This is a genomic window from Vibrio sp. TRT 1302 (assembly GCF_050113875.1).
Taxonomy (GTDB): Bacteria; Pseudomonadota; Gammaproteobacteria; order Enterobacterales; family Vibrionaceae; genus Vibrio.
Genome location: NZ_JBNJOF010000026.1, coordinates 37,521 through 54,063, shown reverse-complemented (window position 1 = coordinate 54,063; position 16,543 = coordinate 37,521). Strand labels below are relative to the sequence as shown.

Sequence of the window (16,543 nt, the reverse complement as noted above, 5' to 3'; positions counted from 1 at the left end):
GGTGAATCAGCGCCAGCTGACCAACTGTTCAAGATGTTTGGTTTCACTACTGAAAACGTAGTAAACACAGCAAAAGAATTGCTAGCGTAAGCATACAGTTGCAACTAATAACAAAAACCGAGCCATTGGCTCGGTTTTTTTCTATCACGAGTGCTCGTGCCTATTCAAATTCTTTACCCCAGTTGTCTAGCTGCTTGTGACCACACTCTTTACATGTTACGTATCTGTCCATGTCGTAGTAGTGTCCACCATTGATGAAGCTATGAAGGAGAAGTTTGGCTTTGCCTAGTAAGGAAGGGTCATTATCGTAACGGCTTGGCTTCCTCACCAAAACTTCGCTATGAGGTGTCTCTTTTGAACATTGTTGGCAAAAGTGTTTCGCCGGGTAACCAGACATAATCATTTCCTTTGGTTGATGAAAGTTGAAGAAAAACAGCCAACAGGAATAATTCATCCATCTCCATGATATAAATTGTTGAGATATGGTGTCATGTGCATATATTGAAAAGCTCGGTGCATATCACTAACTTAATGCGCTTTTGATAGCTATCGGTTACTATTTGTGACACGAAAATCATGTAAGGCGAAGGAATCATGCTTAGAGTTGCGATCAATGGATTTGGACGTATCGGTCGTAATGTACTGCGAGCAGTATATGAAAGTGGCAAAAGCCAGCAGATTAAAGTCGTCGCAGTGAATGAGTTGGCACAGCCTGATGCTATGGCACACCTACTGCAGTACGATACGAGTCATGGTCGTTTTGGTAAAAAAGTAACCAATGACCAAGAGCATATCTATATTCACCATGACAGTGGAGAGTTTGACTCCATTCGCATCCTTCATCTAAGTGAGATTGAGCTATTACCTTGGCGTGATTTAGAGGTTGATCTGGTTTTGGACTGTACGGGCGTATTTGGTTCTCAAGCTGACGGTCAAGAGCATTTAAAAGCAGGGGCGAAGAAAGTTCTTTTCTCTCATCCTGGTGCTAATGATCTCGACAATACCATTATTTATGGGGTGAACCACCAAACTCTCAAAGCCGACGACAAGATAGTGTCGAACGGCTCTTGTACCACAAACTGTATTGTGCCGATTATCAAAGCGCTCGATGATGCGTTTGAGATAGAATCCGGCACCATTACCACCATTCATTCCTCAATGAACGATCAGCAAGTTATCGATGCTTACCATTCGGATCTGCGTCGCACGCGTGCTGCAAGTCAATCGATAATCCCAGTGGACACTAAGTTGCATAAAGGAATTGAAAGAATATTCCCGAAATTTTCTAACAAATTTGAGGCAATTTCAGTACGCGTACCGACAGTTAACGTTACTGCAATGGATTTAAGTGTCACAATTAATACAAATGTGAAAGTTAATGACGTAAATCAAACCATTGTTAACGCATCTCAGTGTACATTACAGGGCATTGTTGACTATACTGAAGCGCCGCTCGTTTCTATCGACTTTAATCATGATCCCCATAGCGCGATTGTCGATGGTACACAGACTCGAGTTAGTAACGGCCATCTAGTTAAGATGCTTGTTTGGTGTGACAACGAATGGGGCTTTGCGAACCGTATGCTGGATACTGCGCTCGCAATGCAAGCTGCAAAGTAAGCCGTAGTGCAGCGATGGAGAATTATTTATTTTTACCCTTGAAATAAATAAAATCGATCTCCATATCAAAACCAGTTTGAAGAATTATTGAGCTTGGCAGGGTTGCCGGGTGACTGAAAAACTTTACTTATTTAATATTTGAGAGGACACATCATGTCTGTAATCAAGATGACTGACCTGGATCTAGCAGGTAAACGTGTATTTATCCGTGCGGACCTAAACGTACCAGTAAAAGAAGGCAAAGTGACTTCTGATGCACGTATCCTAGCATCTCTACCAACTATCAAGCACTGTCTAGAAGCAGGCGCTAAAGTTATGGTTACTTCTCACCTAGGTCGTCCAACTGAAGGTGAATACGCAGAAGAGTTCTCTCTACAACCTGTAGTTAACTACCTAAACGACGCTCTAGATTGCGAAGTTAAACTAGCAAAAGATTACCTTGATGGCCTAGAGCTAAACACTGGTGAGCTTGTTGTTCTTGAAAACGTTCGTTTTAACAAAGGCGAGAAGAAGAACGAAGAAGAGCTATCTAAGAAATACGCTGCACTTTGTGACATCTTCGTAATGGACGCATTTGGTACTGCTCACCGTGCTCAAGCATCTACACACGGTGTAGGTATGAACGCTCCTGTAGCATGTGCTGGTCCTCTTCTAGCGGCTGAACTTGAAGCTCTAGGTAAAGCAATGGACAACCCAGAGCGTCCACTTGTTGCTATCGTAGGTGGTTCTAAAGTTTCTACTAAACTAACGGTTCTAGAATCTCTATCTAAAGTTGCTGACCAACTTGTTGTTGGTGGTGGTATTGCAAACACATTTATTGCAGCAGCTGGCCACAATGTTGGTAAGTCTCTATACGAAGCTGACCTAGTTGAAACCGCTCAAAAACTAATGAAAGAGTGTTCTATTCCAGTTGCAACTGATGTTGCGTGTGCGAAAGCATTTGATGAAAACGCAGAAGCTGAAATCAAGCACGTATCTGAAGTTTCTGATGACGACATGATTTTCGACCTTGGTCCTGATTCAACAGCTGCTCTAGCTGAAATCATCGCTAACGCAAAAACGATTCTATGGAATGGTCCTGTAGGCGTATTCGAGTTCAAGAACTTTGAAGCGGGTACTAAAGGTATCTCTGAAGCAATCGCTCAGTCTGCAGGTTTCTCTGTAGCTGGTGGTGGCGATACTCTAGCTGCTATCGACAAGTTCGGTATCAAGGCTGACGTTTCTTACATCTCTACTGGCGGCGGCGCATTCCTTGAATTCGTTGAAGGTAAAGTACTACCAGCTGTAGCGATGCTTGAAGAGCGTGCTAAGTAATTAAGTGAAAGCGGGGGAGTTAATCTCCCGCTTTCTTGTTTGCTGCACATCACACTTCTTTGCTAGAATAGCGCGAGTTGTGAGCAAACGTTTGCAAGAATTTAAACTTAACAAGTTTTATTTTTAAAACGACAGATAAATAGGATTAAATCCATGTCTAAGATCTTCGATTTCGTAAAACCAGGTGTAATCTCTGGCGATGACGTACAGAAAGTTTTTGAAGTTGCAAAAGAAAACAACTTCGCTCTACCAGCAGTAAACGTTGTTGGTACTGACTCTGTAAACGCAGTACTAGAAGCGGCAGCTAAAGTGAAAGCTCCAGTTGTTGTTCAGTTCTCTAACGGCGGTGCAGCTTTCTTCGCTGGTAAAGGCGTTAAACTTGAAGGTCAAGGTGCTCAAATCCTTGGTGCTGTAGCTGGCGCGAAATACGTACACGCTGTAGCTGAAGCTTACGGTGTGCCAGTGATTCTACACACTGACCACGCTGCTAAGAAACTTCTTCCATGGATCGACGGTCTACTAGACGCTGGTGAAGAGTACTTCGCTCAAACTGGTAAGCCTCTATTCTCTTCTCACATGCTAGACCTTTCTGAAGAGTCTCTAGAAGAGAACATCGAAACATGTGCTAAGTACCTAGAGCGCATGGCTAAAATGGGTATGACAATCGAGATCGAACTTGGTTGTACTGGTGGTGAAGAAGACGGTGTTGATAACTCTCACATGGACGCTTCTGAGCTTTACACTTCACCAGAAGACGTTGCATACGCATACGAGAAACTAAGCGCAGTTAGCCACCGTTTCACTATCGCAGCATCTTTCGGTAACGTACACGGCGTATACAAGCCAGGTAACGTTGTTCTAACTCCAACTATCCTACGTGATTCTCAAGCATACTGTGCAGAGAAGTTCGGTATTGCACCAAACGCTCTAAACTTCGTATTCCACGGTGGTTCAGGTTCTACTGAAGCTGAGATCCAAGAATCTATCGGCTACGGTGTTATCAAAATGAACATCGATACTGATACACAGTGGGCTACTTGGGATGGTATCCGTAAGTACGAAGCTGAAAACCGTGAATACCTACAAGGTCAAATCGGTAACCCAACTGGCGAAGATGCACCAAACAAGAAGTACTACGACCCACGCGTATGGCTACGTGCAGGTCAGGCTTCAATGGTAGCTCGTCTAGAAAAAGCTTTTGCTGACCTAAACGCAGTAGACGTACTATAATTCGTCTAACAAACTGATGTTGAAAAAGCCGCTCAATGAGCGGCTTTTTTTATTTATGCATAAGTTCAAAGCATAAGTAGGGTTGTCTCAATAAAAATTCTGGCGAAAGTTGATCTCTTTGCGTAACCTTGTAAAGGCTTATCAGATTTTTCTGATAAGCCTTTGTTTTCGCTCTCTTTGCAAAAACTTGACTTTGTACATAGTCAAAAGTGATATCGTGCCGAAAAACTGACATTGCTTCAGCAAATGTATTAGAGATGTCATTGTTGATTAATAATCTATAGCAGTTTGGTTCATAGAATCATAAATTTTTTGAGGATACATATATGGCAGGTGAATCAGCGGGGATCGAAACTCCCCTAGTTGATGGTTTAAGCCAAGCAGAAAAGTGGCTAACAAGTAATTCTGATTTATTGGTTCAGTACGGTGTGAATATCATTTCAGCGGTTCTGATCCTGTTTATCGGTAATATCATCGTTAAAGCAGTAGCGAACAGCGTTTCTAAAGTTCTTGAAAAGAAAAATATGGACAAAGCTGTGGTTGAGTTTGTCCACGGTTTAGTTCGTTACCTACTATTTGTTATTGTACTTATTGCAGCATTAGGTCGAGTCGGTGTTCAAACCGCATCTGTCGTTGCGGTTATCGGTGCAGCGGGTCTTGCTGTTGGTCTTGCACTACAAGGTTCATTGTCTAACTTTGCAGCTGGTGTACTTATCGTTGCATTCCGTCCATTCAAGTCAGGTGATTACGTTGAAATCGGCGGTGTTGCAGGTAGCGTAGAAGCGATTCAGATTTTCCAAACAGTGCTAAAAACGCCTGACAACAAAATGGTCGTTGTTCCTAACTCAGGTGTTATCGGTAGTCCAATTACCAACTATTCACGTCATGAGACACGTCGTGTGGATTTGGTGATCGGTGTTTCTTACAAATCAGATCTTAAGCAAACTAAGCAAGTGATCCGTGAAGCTCTTGAGAAAGATGCGCGTATTTTGAAAGATCCAGACATGACCATTGGTGTTTTAGCGCTTGCTGATTCTTCGGTGAACTTCGTCGTGCGCCCATGGTGTAAAACTGAGGATTACTGGAGTGTGTACTTTGACTCAATGCAAGCAATTAAAGAAGCATTGGATGAAGCAGGTATTGAAATCCCATTCCCACAAATGGATGTGCATTTGAATAAAGTTGACGCTTAATCGAGTGCAATAATTACCTAGAAGCGAGGCATTTGCCTCGCTTTTTTTATCCCTATCAGCCCGCTAAGTGGTGAGTTCATATATAGGATTACTAAGCTCATTGAGAATCTTAGGCAGTGAGTGTGCAGCAAACCCAATGGTTAACTCTGGGTTAGCTGGGGTATAGAGAATCTCACCGGTTTGATATAAATCCTTGTCGACGACTATGGGTATTTGTTCAGGGATACCAAATGGACAGACGGCCCCCGGTAAACACCCCAACTGCGACGTCATTTCATCATCGCTGCAAATGGAAGGGCGCTTACCAAGCAAGGCTTTAATGGCTTTACTGTCGAGACGTCTATCTTTGTGCGTAAGGTATAAAGCAAAACCGCCGCCTTTTAGTTTTAGAAACAGGCTCTTGCTATGCGTACCTGTCCAACCAAGCTTTTCAGCTACGATGACATCGGTGGCAAAATCGAGAATAGGTTCATGTTGCCACTGGCGAAACTCTATCCCTAAACGTTTGAGAAGTGAGATGTTGAACTGATATATCTCATCTAATTTGTTCATCGTTATTTCCTTTGTGCTAGAAGTTCAGTTCGTTCGCTAGTATGCCCGCGATGATAAACATCATCAGAGCAACGCCGATATCGATCGCTTTTCTGACGTTTGGTTTAGACAGTGTTGGAGCCAATTTCGCTGCACCAACAGAGAGGGAATAAAACCAAACGAACGACGCGAGAATCGTACCTACCGCGAAAGCTAATCTGTCGCTACCTTCAAATTGTCCGCCAATCGACCCTAAAATGACCACGGTATCTAAGTAAAGGTGTGGATTTAAAACCGTGACAGCAAGTGCGCCAATAATCACCGCTTTTCTGCCGCTCGATTTGACAAGGCTTGAGCTGACACCTTGGTCAGTCGTCTGACTAAAGGCACTTTTGAGTGATAGTAGGCCGTAAACTGTCAAAAATATAATCCCACCAATGGTCACTGTCGTTAGTAGTGCGGTATTGCTCGCAAGTAGCGCACCGCCACCGAATATGCCAAGTGAAATAAAAAAGGCATCCAGCAAACTACAGATTGTTGCGGTTGTCAGATGGTGATGGCGCTTTATTCCTTGGTTAAGAACATAAGCATTTTGAGCGCCTATCGGAATGATCATACTTGCGCCCAAGCCAAACCCTTGTAATACCAGCCATAAATTCACCGTTTTTACCCCTTCGTTCCTATGATGGTGAGAGTGAATAAAATAGGAGAGATAGGGATATAAGTGAAATTAATGATTTTAATGAATGATAAGTTTTGCTAATTTTTTGATTGATAAGCGTTGTTATAAGGACTGTCATGAGAGGTTTAGATTACAAATGGGTTGAGGCCCTTGAAGCGGTTGTTAACCAAGGAAGCTTTGAGCGTGCTGCCCAGCAGTTATGTATCTCACAATCTGCCGTATCTCAGAGGGTAAAACAGTTAGAGAAGTTCCTAGCTAAATCGGTATTGATCCGCGAGCAGCCACCTAGGCTAACAACAGCAGGAAAGAAGTTGATGGGGCTGTATCATCGAGTACAGCTATTGGAAAGCGAGGTGTTACCCGAATTAACCAATCAAGAGAATTTACGTCCTGTTCAGATCGCTATTGCAACCAATGCTGACAGTTTGGCTACTTGGTTGCTGCCAGCTCTGACTCCCATCATGAAGGAACGCAATGTCGAATTTAATCTGGCCGTTTATGGTGAAGATCGAACTTTAGATAAGCTAAAGAAAGGTGAAGTGACAGGTGCAATTAGCTGGGAGTCTGAACCCATTTCAGGTTGCTACGCCGAGTATCTTGGACGGATGGACTATGTATGCGTTGCCAATCCAGAGTTTGCACAGCGCTACTTTGCCAATGGTGTCACCCGAGAGGCCTTGAAACGCGCACCAGCCGTCTCGTTTGATCAATACGATGAGATGCATCAAATGTTTCTCAAGCAGCATTTTAACTTATCTCCAGAAAGCATCACCCACCATCAAGTGGCCAGCTCAGAAGCCTTCGTTAAGTTGGCCCTGTTGGGAGTAGCATATTGCTTAATACCGCGTCTGCAAATTAGTGAAGAGTTGGAACAAGGGCGCTTAATCGATCTCATGCCTAACTTTATTCTGAGTTTTCAGATTTACTGGCATCACTGGCAATTAGAAACAGGTCTGCTCAAGGAGATAACGCAGGCTATTGTTGGCTATAGCCATCAACAACTACCGAAATAGGTTTGGTTAATTCTTTGTCAGATCAACGGAGGTGGCTTGGTCAAAATGAGTTCGTTACCTATGATGTATGCAGTTAAGTCCACATGGTAAATTAGTATGAAAGCTGTCTCTTCTGTTATTGCATCATTGTCCGTCGCCATGCTGAGCTTTGGTGCAGCAGCCAATTCCCCTGACTTCCCACATCTTGAAACAACTGGCTATGGCGAAGTGATTGCGACGCCAGACATGGCTCAGTTTTCGGTTAAGGTTGTTGAGTCAACCATGACTGCGGAACAAGCTAAGCAGTCAGTTGATCAAGTTGTATCGGAATTCTTAGGCGCGTTGAGTAAAGAAGGGGTGGAGAGTAAGCATATCGCCAGTTCTAACCTCTATATTACCCCGCAATACCACTATCCTAAAAAGGGCAAACCAGAGTTGGTTGGCTATAAAGCGTCGCGTAGTATTACGGTTACCGTTGAACACCTAGAAGATCTCAACCAATATTTGGATCTCGCATTGAACTCAGGGATCAACCAAGTCGACAATATTCAGCTGCAAGTTAAAGATCAGGAACAATATCAGCAGAAGGCCCGTTTAGCGGCGATTAAAGATGCCAATAGTAAGGCGGAATCTTTGGCTGAAGGGTTTGGCAAAGAACTGAAAGGTGTCTGGCGTATTGATTACAACATGTCGGGGCAACAGCCCGTTTTAATGAGATCAATGGCAATGGATGCGAAGGTTGAGTCCAATGGCTATCAGGATTCCCAAATCGTCATTCGCGATCGAGTAGACGTGATTTATAAACTCGACTAACGTTATTGCTGCTGTTTAATTAATGATAAGTCATCGAACAGAAAATAAAAAAGAGGGCTAAAGCCCTCTTTTTCTATTTCAGCAAACGCTCTGATTATAGAACGTGTACAGAAGCTGTGTTAGTTGTGCCTGATGCAACTAGAGCACCAGAAACCATCACAACGATATCACCTTTGTTACCTAGGCCTGATTCTAGCGCAAGTTCTTTACCCGCTACGTAGAATGCGTCAGTGCTGTCGATTGAATCAACAACAACTGGAGTAACACCTTTAGTTAGAACTAGCTGAGCAGCTGTCTTAGTGTTAGTTGTTAGAGCTAGGATGTTTGCAGTTGGGAAGTACTTACGTACTGAACGTGCAGATTTACCACCTTCAGTTGCAACAACGATTAGTGGTGCAGCTAGTTTTTCAGCTGTATCTACAGCACCTTTACATACCGCTTCAGTGATACGTAGACGTGGGCTGTCTAGACGAGAGCCTAGCTCAGCTTTTAGAGCTGAATCAGTGCGGTTCGCGATTTGAGCCATGATAGTTACCGCTTCAACTGGGTACTTACCTTTCGCTGTTTCACCAGAAAGCATTACTGCGTCTGTACCGTCCATGACTGCGTTAGCTACGTCGCCAGCTTCTGCACGAGTAGGGCGTGGGTTGTTGATCATTGAATCAAGCATTTGAGTCGCAGTGATAACCATCTTACGAGCACGGTTACACTTCTCGATCATCATCTTCTGAGCGAAGATTACTTCTTCAGCTGGGATTTCCACACCTAGGTCACCACGAGCAACCATGATACCGTCAGAAAGCTCTAGGATCTCGTCGAAGTTATCAACACCTTCTTGGTTTTCGATCTTAGAGATAATGTGGATGTTTTCACCGCCATTTGCAGCAAGTACTTCACGGATCTCTTGAACGTCAGACGCTTTACGGATGAATGATGCAGCGACGAAATCAACGCCTTGCTCACAACCGAATTTAAGGTCGTTTTTATCTTTTTCAGATAGCGCTGGTAGGTTTACAGATACGCCTGGAAGGTTAACACCTTTGTTTTCACCTAGTGCACCGTTGTTAAGAACTTTACACTTAACTTCAGTGTCAGTCGTTGCAACAACTTCCATCTCGATTAGACCGTCGTCTACTAGGATAGTGTTACCAACATTTAGGTCAGCGGCAAAACCAGCGTAAGTTACTGCTACTTTGTCTTTGTTACCAACAACTGAAATGTCAGTTGTGAAAGTGAACTCTTGACCAGCTACTAGATCAACGTCGTCGCCGTTTTCTAGTTTGATAGTACGGATTTCAGGACCTTTAGTATCTAGAAGGATAGCAAGCGGTTTGCCTGTTTCTTCCATTACTTTACGGAAGTTCGCGATACGAGTGCCGTGCTCTTCGTAGTCACCGTGAGAGAAGTTAAGACGCATAACGTTCATGCCTGCATTTACTAGTTCAGTTAGCTTCTCTACAGATTCAGTTTTAGGGCCAATCGTACATACGATTTTGGTCTTTTTCATGGAAGATTCTCTCCGGTCGATATATTTACAATTTGAAAGTCGGTTATTGGTCTGAAGCAACTACGGGTGTTGAGGCATTTTGTGCCTGCCAACTTATCAACACGGTAGTGGTTTATGTCGGCTCCAGAACTGAAAGTCTTTCACCAAGTTTAGTCATTTTATGACCAACTGGTTGGGATTTTAGGCCGTATTTCTGTGACAACACTAGGATATATTCGTCAGGTTGCAAAAAAATAACGGTCATTTCTGTAATTTATTTTCTTTTCGGGTGCGAATTCTACCACCGAATCATTTCAATATCACTGGTTAAGAATTGTCTTAGGACAAGGTTTTTGCGCTATTTATTAATTTTTTGGATCGAAATAAATGGACTTAAATCTTTCGACTTGACTATAATTGCTTTCACTTCGAAACTTGAAGGCAAAGATTAAATGTCGAAACGAAACACACAGCTAAGAAGGCATGCGATTTCTAACCTTGTAAATGAAAAAGGAGAAGTCAGTGTCGAAGCTCTATCCATTCAGTTTGAAACATCCGAGGTAACGATCAGAAAGGATCTGGCTTCTTTGGAAAAGAATGGACAGCTACTTCGTCGTTATGGTGGTGCGATAGCATTACCGAAAGAAGTCGTTAGCGATGAAATGAGTGAAAATGTTTCGGTTCGAAAGAATGAGTTGGCTCAAGCTGCCGCAAAGTTGATTCGAGAGCATAACCGTATTGTCATCGATAGTGGCAGTACGACAGGGGCGTTAATCAAGCAGCTTGATGGTATGAGAGGGCTGATCGTGATGACCAACTCACTCAATGTTGCGAATGCACTCAATGAACTTGAAAGTGAGCCGACTTTGCTAATGACGGGGGGCACTTGGGATGCACATTCAGAGTCGTTTCAGGGGCAGGTGGCAGAATCTGTTCTACGATCATATGACTTTGACCAATTGTTTATTGGAGCGGATGGTGTCGATCTCGATCGGGGTACAACTACGTTCAATGAGTTGGTCGGCCTGAGTAAAGTGATGGCTGAAGTATCACGGGAAGTCATTGTTATGGTGGAATCAGAAAAGATTGGTCGCAAGATTCCTAACTTAGAACTGGCTTGGGATGCGATTGACATATTGATTACAAACAAAGACTTAAACCCAGAGTTTAAAGAAAAAATTGAATCTCATGGCGTGAAAGTGGTTTGCGCCTAACCAAAATACCAAATTTATAAAACTTAACTTTCCGAATATGGCCTTTGCTTGCTGCCAATCGGAATAGACACAAGGGAGTTGAACTATGTGTGGAATCGTCGGTGCGGTAGCACAGCGAGATGTTGCAGAAATCTTAGTCGAAGGCTTACGTCGCTTGGAGTACCGTGGCTACGATTCAGCGGGGGTTGCGATTGTTGATGGCAATTCTAATCTGACTCGTCTGCGCCGTTTAGGTAAAGTGCAAGAACTTGCTGATGCTGTAGATGCGGCGCAAGTTATTGGTGGTACTGGGATTGCTCATACACGTTGGGCAACTCATGGCGAACCTTCAGAGATCAATGCACACCCTCATATGTCAGGTGATATTGCCGTTGTGCACAATGGTATTATTGAAAACCATGAAGAGTTACGTGAATTGTTGAAATCACGTGGTTACGTATTTGAGTCTCAAACAGATACAGAAGTGATTGCTCATCTAGTCGAATGGGAACTACGTACCTCGCAATCGTTACTCGAAGCGTTTCAAAAAACGGCTCAGCAGTTGCATGGTGCATACGGTACCGTGGCTCTCGATCGTAAAGATCCTTCTCGTATTGTGGTTGCGCGTTCAGGCAGCCCAATCGTCATTGGTTTTGGTGTAGGCGAAAATTTCCTAGCTTCAGACCAACTGGCACTGCTTAACGTGACTCGTCGCTTTATGTACCTTGAGGAAGGTGACGTAGCTGAAATTACCCGCCGTGAGGTGACTGTGTTTGATGAGAGTGGTGAACGTGTTGAGCGTGAAATCATTGAGTCCAATGCAGAGCATGATGCTGGTGATAAAGGTCAGTACCGTCACTTTATGCAAAAAGAGATCTACGAACAGCCGACCGCTTTAATCAACACCATGGAAGGACGTATCACTTCAGATTCGGTCGTAACGGAATCTATTGGTGTGAATGCGGCAGAGATCTTAAGCAAAGTCGAGCATATCCAAATTGTAGCCTGTGGTACGTCATACAATGCCGGTATGACTGCGCGTTACTGGTTTGAAGATATTGCTGGCGTAAGCTGCGATGTAGAAATTGCATCAGAGTTCCGTTACCGTAAGTTTGTCACTCGTCCAAACAGCTTGCTGATTACCTTGTCTCAATCTGGTGAAACGGCGGATACCCTTGCTGCTCTTCGCCTAGCAAAAGAGAAAGGTTACATGGCGGCAATGACCATCTGTAACGTAGCGGGTTCATCGCTAGTACGTGAATCAGATTTTGCGTTTATGACTCGCGCAGGGGTAGAAATTGGCGTCGCTTCAACGAAAGCGTTCACTACTCAGCTATCTGCGTTACTTATGTTAGTCACTGCTTTGGGCAAGCAACAAGGCCGTATCACTAAAGAAAAAGAGAAAGAGATCGTAGAAGCATTGCATGCGTTACCAAAACAAATCAACGCAGCGCTTTCCTTTGAAAAAGACATTGAGGAATTGGCGACCGACTTCGCTGATAAGCACCATACTCTGTTCCTTGGCCGAGGTGAGTTCTACCCAATTGCGATGGAAGCTTCTCTTAAACTTAAAGAGATCTCTTACATTCATGCTGAAGCTTATGCGGCAGGTGAATTGAAACACGGTCCTTTGGCATTGATTGATGCTGATATGCCTGTTGTTGTGGTAGCACCAAGCAATGATCTACTCGAGAAATTAAAGTCGAACGTAGAAGAAGTCCGAGCTCGTGGCGGTCTACTGTATGTATTTGCTGACGCGGACGCAGGTTTTGAAGCGGATGAGACAATGAAGATCATTACTATGCCTCACGTTAGTGATATTACCGCACCAATCTACTACACCATCCCGATGCAGTTGCTGTCATACTATGTGGCTCTGATTAAAGGTACTGATGTTGACCAACCTCGTAACTTAGCCAAAGCGGTAACGGTGGAATAACGGTTTTTCGAACCGCAGAAATGGTTTCATTAATGGTAGCGTTCTGGCTGGAACGCTACCATTTTTTATTTTCTACGCTCAGAATCTATCGAGTTTTTGCTACTTGGCCCAAGGTTAATTTTGAAAGGTGTGGGCGTTTTTTGTTTTGCAGCAGGAACAACTCTGCACAGGCTAAGGCATCGCTAGCCGCACAGTGTGAGAGATAATCTGGCAGATGGTAGTAACGGCGCAAGTCATCTAATTGGTAACTGGTATGCGTCCCGCTTTTTCCGGCGTAGCTAAATTGTTTTTCGATTTGCAATGTATCAAGGAAGTAAGTCGGAAACGTATCGATTTGAAAGCGAGAGGCGAAATACGCATCAATGAAGGCTTTTTCAATACCACTCCCATGGGCAAGGATAACTTTGCCAGTAATACGTTCCAGCAACCGATTGAACCCTTCATCTAATGACAAGCCTTTGGCCAAATCTTGCGGGGTTAAACCGTTTATTTTGGCCGATTCTGGCTTGATGAATTGTCCGTTGCAAATAAACCACTCTTTGCAAGTCGCGATATTAATGTCTTCAAGTGTCAGATCCACAACGCCAATCGATAAGATTTGATCGTCCTGTGCATCGATGCCGGTGGTTTCAAAATCTAAGGCGACAAACTCCAATTCATTTAAGGTGAGTGCTTCATCAACTAAAGGCTGCTGTAGATAGTTTTGCAACTCGACAGACCAAGTCTCCTCAATCTTAATCGTCTGGCGAATTTTTTCGGGAGAGAGAGGCGTTTCCCATTGCTTGAACCACTGCTTAATCACGATTAAACCCCTTTAACAAATTTCAATTTGGCGACATCTTGCAGTTCACTGATGATCTTAAAGGCATCTTTTAAGTGCTTACGTTCAAAGCTACTGAAATCATCGGGAGCGATATGGTTGTCTGGAGTCGTTCCAGCCAGAATTGCATTCAACTGGTGACGAAAACGAACTTGAGTGATGAAACGATATGCGCCAATGATGTTCTCAGCGCTATCTTTCGATAACGTGCCGTGTTGTGCTGCGTAACGAAAGCGCTCTTCCGTGCCAGTCAAAGATCCACCCGCCGCGAGACTAAAAATGCGCGCCAAGTCGATGATCAAATTTAAAGCGTACTTCTTAATATTCAGGGTATTGCTGTTTTCGCCACCTTTTTCCAGTACCAAATTGTTAAAGATACCAAGAGGTGGTTGAGTGTCTATCGCATCACGTGTCAGCGCAGAGATAAAGCTCGGACTCTTTTGGATGCAGGTGTGTAAGTGCTGCTGTATTTGGTCTACAAATTCACGGTTACCATGAATTGCGCGAACTTCTAGGAATACGCTGATACTAAGGAGCTTGTTGTACTCGGGGCTTGCCACCCATTTTTGGTAGTACTCTTTCCAGCGATAGATTGGTTGACACCATTTAGGGGATGCTGCCATGTATTTTCCATCACATAAGGGATAGCCACACGCAGCTAAACCATTGCATACCCGCATAGCCAGATGAGTAAAGTAGAGTTTGTGTTCTTCGGTCGCCTCATCAGCAAGAACAATCGCGCTATCTTGATCGGACAGCATGTGAACTTCATTGCGGGCGTGAGAGCCTGCAACCAACCAGGCGTACTCACAGGGTGGTGCTCCCAAAAGTTCTTCATTGAGCTGAATAATTCGGCGTGTGAAGGCATCCATGATCATAGACATTACACGGCCTTGGATCTCTGCACTTACGCCACTCTCTACCAAGGCTTGGAAGATGGTTTGACGCTCTTCTCTAAGTGCAGATAAGGCGTTCAATGAACTGGCGTATTTGATTTTTTCAATCAAGAACAAAGACTGTGTCCGGTGATTATGTACCAGATGTGTGGTCGTCAGCAGCCCTTTAACTTGTTTTCCGTTGACGACAGGTAGGCAGCGAATGTTGTATTGCAGCATCAAAGAGATTGCTTGGATAACTTTGGCGTCGTCATCTATCAATACTGGATTTGGGGTCATCACTTTGGCAATCGGTTGAAGGGGATCCATATTTTCAGCGACCACCGACTTGGTCATGTCACGATCAGTAACTAAGCCAATGATTTCACCTTGTTTCATGACGACTGCACAGGAACTTCGCTGTTTGCCACACATGGTTTGAGCGACGTAGCGGATAGAATCATTCACATCGACAATGGCAATGTTTTCGCTGGCAATTTCTCCGACCGTACGGAAGAAGAGCCCTTTGTCTTCTTTACGGCAAACGTAGTTTACGGCCGAACTCAAACGCACATTCGCCTGAGTAGCAAAGTAGTCTGCAAATTCTGGATGTGCTTCGCTGACCAGTCTTAGCTCAGAATGGGGAATAAGATAGAGCAGTGAATCTTCAATTGCTTCGGCCTGATAGCCATCTTCGGCCTTTTCTAGTGGGTCGAGAAAGGTAAATCCAAATTGGTCATCTTGCCCTAGTCGAGCTCTCAATTCGCCTTTAGGTGTTCGTTGTTCAATGGCCCCAGTTCTAATGATATAGAGGTACCTTTGTTCGCACAGCGCACTGAAGCCTATCGTTTCCCCTCGCACCAGATACTTAACTTTAACCGAGTTCGCAATTGTTCCCACTACGGCTGTTGGCAATTTATCGAAGGGATCAATTTTGATCAAAAAGTCGAAAATGTTAGGAGTGACAGATGTGCCCATAGTTACCTCTTAAATGAACCGGTGTTTCATTATCATCATTAATGGCAAAAAAAGCAGCCGTATGGCTGCCTATTATTTCTGATTAGGCTGGATATTTGTGGTAACCCAACTGTTCAGAGATGTTTTTACCCGCTTGATGCAGTAAACCGACGTAATATTCCATTCTCTCTTCATCGAAACGGATGGTTGGGAATGAAATAGATAATCCCGCTATGATTTGGCCAAAACGATCGTATATCGGTGCTGCGATACAGCGAAGACCAGGTTCTTGCTCTTCATTATCTTCCGCATAGTGGAAGTCACGAACTTTAGCTAACTCTTCGAGTACCTGATCCGTACTTTCCAAGGTTTTTTCAGTATGTTTAATGAATTCAACATCACTGAGTACATCGCGAACAAAGCTCTCTTCACGCTCAGAAAGCAACACTTTGCCTATCGCTGTACTGTAGAGCGGGTTACGACGACCAATACGTGATTGCATACGTAAGTTGTAGCCTGAGTCGATTTTGTGGATGTAAATGATGGCATTTTCATCCAAAGCACCAAGGTGCAAGGCTTCGTTAGTTTGCTCTGAAATATGGCGCATTTCTTTGTCTGCCAGTTCAATCAGATCAACATATTCAAGTGATTTTGCGCCGAGTTCAAAGAGTTTCAACGTTAATGAATACTTGTCGGCTTCGCCTTCTTGAGAGACGTAGCCCAAAGATTTCATCGTCTGGAGAAAGCGATAAGTCGTCGCTTTAGACATCATTAAACGTTGAGAAAGCTCTGAAACGCCGATCGCCTTCTGTTCACCAAGTGCCTGAAGAATATGAAAAACTTTTAGTACTGATGAAACCGATTCAGGCTGAGTAGACTTTTCCATTGTTGCCCCTTT

Annotated in this window: 15 protein-coding genes; 8 read left to right on the top strand and 7 right to left on the bottom strand. The window is 43.8% G+C overall.

The genetic code is table 11. The features are described from left to right. Positions 1-160: 160 nt before the first annotated feature. Positions 161-397 carry a hypothetical protein gene (locus ACQEXP_RS19515; protein WP_426971293.1) on the bottom strand — a complete coding sequence of 79 codons (237 nt, stop codon included), beginning with the start codon at positions 395-397 and terminating at the stop codon, positions 161-163. Between the two features lie 197 nt (positions 398-594). Here ACQEXP_RS19515 and epd point away from each other — a divergent pair, with 197 nt between their 5' ends. The 4 genes from epd to mscS all read left to right on the top strand — a co-directional run bounded on the left by epd (position 595) and on the right by mscS (position 5,357). Beyond that, positions 595-1,620 carry an erythrose-4-phosphate dehydrogenase gene (gene epd, locus ACQEXP_RS19510; RefSeq protein ID WP_426971292.1) on the top strand — a complete coding sequence of 342 codons (1,026 nt, stop codon included), beginning with the start codon at positions 595-597 and terminating at the stop codon, positions 1,618-1,620. Between the two features lie 153 nt (positions 1,621-1,773). Beyond that, on the top strand, positions 1,774-2,934 hold the full coding sequence (locus ACQEXP_RS19505) for a phosphoglycerate kinase (protein WP_269377539.1): 1,161 nt from the start codon (positions 1,774-1,776) through the stop codon (positions 2,932-2,934). Between the two features lie 153 nt (positions 2,935-3,087). After that, positions 3,088-4,164, top strand: a complete 1,077-nt coding sequence (gene fbaA, locus ACQEXP_RS19500; protein WP_138970699.1) for a class II fructose-bisphosphate aldolase — start codon at positions 3,088-3,090, stop codon at positions 4,162-4,164. Positions 4,165-4,490: 326 nt separating this feature from the next. After that, a complete protein-coding gene (gene mscS, locus ACQEXP_RS19495) occupies positions 4,491-5,357 on the top strand; it encodes a small-conductance mechanosensitive channel MscS (RefSeq protein ID WP_269377538.1) in 867 nt (288 codons plus the stop codon). A 63-nt stretch (positions 5,358-5,420) separates the two neighbouring features. On the opposite strand, the gene ACQEXP_RS19490 is transcribed toward mscS, so the two are convergent. Together ACQEXP_RS19490 and ACQEXP_RS19485 are read right to left on the bottom strand one after the other, a co-directional pair. Beyond that, on the bottom strand, positions 5,421-5,909 hold the full coding sequence (locus ACQEXP_RS19490) for a YbaK/EbsC family protein (RefSeq protein ID WP_426971291.1): 489 nt from the start codon (positions 5,907-5,909) through the stop codon (positions 5,421-5,423). 16 nt (positions 5,910-5,925) lie between these two features. Further along, on the bottom strand, positions 5,926-6,549 hold the full coding sequence (locus ACQEXP_RS19485; RefSeq protein WP_269377536.1) for a LysE/ArgO family amino acid transporter: 624 nt from the start codon (positions 6,547-6,549) through the stop codon (positions 5,926-5,928). A gap of 137 nt (positions 6,550-6,686) precedes the next feature. Between ACQEXP_RS19485 and ACQEXP_RS19480 the strand changes: the two genes are divergently transcribed. Together ACQEXP_RS19480 and ACQEXP_RS19475 are read left to right on the top strand one after the other, a co-directional pair. Further along, the gene (locus ACQEXP_RS19480; RefSeq protein ID WP_426971290.1) at positions 6,687-7,583 is read left to right on the top strand and encodes a LysR family transcriptional regulator ArgP; all 897 of its coding nucleotides are present in this window, start codon (positions 6,687-6,689) and stop codon (positions 7,581-7,583) included. A gap of 96 nt (positions 7,584-7,679) precedes the next feature. Beyond that, a complete protein-coding gene (locus ACQEXP_RS19475) occupies positions 7,680-8,375 on the top strand; it encodes an oxidative stress defense protein (RefSeq protein ID WP_426971289.1) in 696 nt (231 codons plus the stop codon). 94 nt (positions 8,376-8,469) lie between these two features. On the opposite strand, the gene pykF is transcribed toward ACQEXP_RS19475, so the two are convergent. Further along, on the bottom strand, positions 8,470-9,882 hold the full coding sequence (gene pykF, locus ACQEXP_RS19470) for a pyruvate kinase PykF (RefSeq protein ID WP_269377533.1): 1,413 nt from the start codon (positions 9,880-9,882) through the stop codon (positions 8,470-8,472). Positions 9,883-10,313: 431 nt separating this feature from the next. Here pykF and ACQEXP_RS19465 point away from each other — a divergent pair, with 431 nt between their 5' ends. Then, the gene (locus ACQEXP_RS19465) at positions 10,314-11,075 is read left to right on the top strand and encodes a DeoR/GlpR family DNA-binding transcription regulator (protein WP_269377532.1); all 762 of its coding nucleotides are present in this window, start codon (positions 10,314-10,316) and stop codon (positions 11,073-11,075) included. A gap of 85 nt (positions 11,076-11,160) precedes the next feature. After that, positions 11,161-12,993 (top strand): glutamine--fructose-6-phosphate transaminase (isomerizing), encoded by a 1,833-nt coding sequence (gene glmS, locus ACQEXP_RS19460; RefSeq protein WP_269377531.1) that lies wholly within the window; start codon positions 11,161-11,163, stop codon positions 12,991-12,993. Positions 12,994-13,078: 85 nt separating this feature from the next. On the opposite strand, the gene ACQEXP_RS19455 is transcribed toward glmS, so the two are convergent. The 3 genes from ACQEXP_RS19455 to kdgR all read right to left on the bottom strand — a co-directional run bounded on the left by ACQEXP_RS19455 (position 13,079) and on the right by kdgR (position 16,531). Beyond that, complete coding sequence (locus ACQEXP_RS19455; protein WP_426971288.1) at positions 13,079-13,795, bottom strand: exonuclease domain-containing protein; 717 nt, start codon at positions 13,793-13,795, stop codon at positions 13,079-13,081. A gap of 2 nt (positions 13,796-13,797) precedes the next feature. After that, positions 13,798-15,666 (bottom strand): DUF294 nucleotidyltransferase-like domain-containing protein, encoded by a 1,869-nt coding sequence (locus ACQEXP_RS19450; RefSeq protein ID WP_426971287.1) that lies wholly within the window; start codon positions 15,664-15,666, stop codon positions 13,798-13,800. A gap of 82 nt (positions 15,667-15,748) precedes the next feature. Next, positions 15,749-16,531 (bottom strand): DNA-binding transcriptional regulator KdgR, encoded by a 783-nt coding sequence (gene kdgR, locus ACQEXP_RS19445; RefSeq protein WP_269377528.1) that lies wholly within the window; start codon positions 16,529-16,531, stop codon positions 15,749-15,751. Positions 16,532-16,543 lie beyond the last annotated feature (12 nt).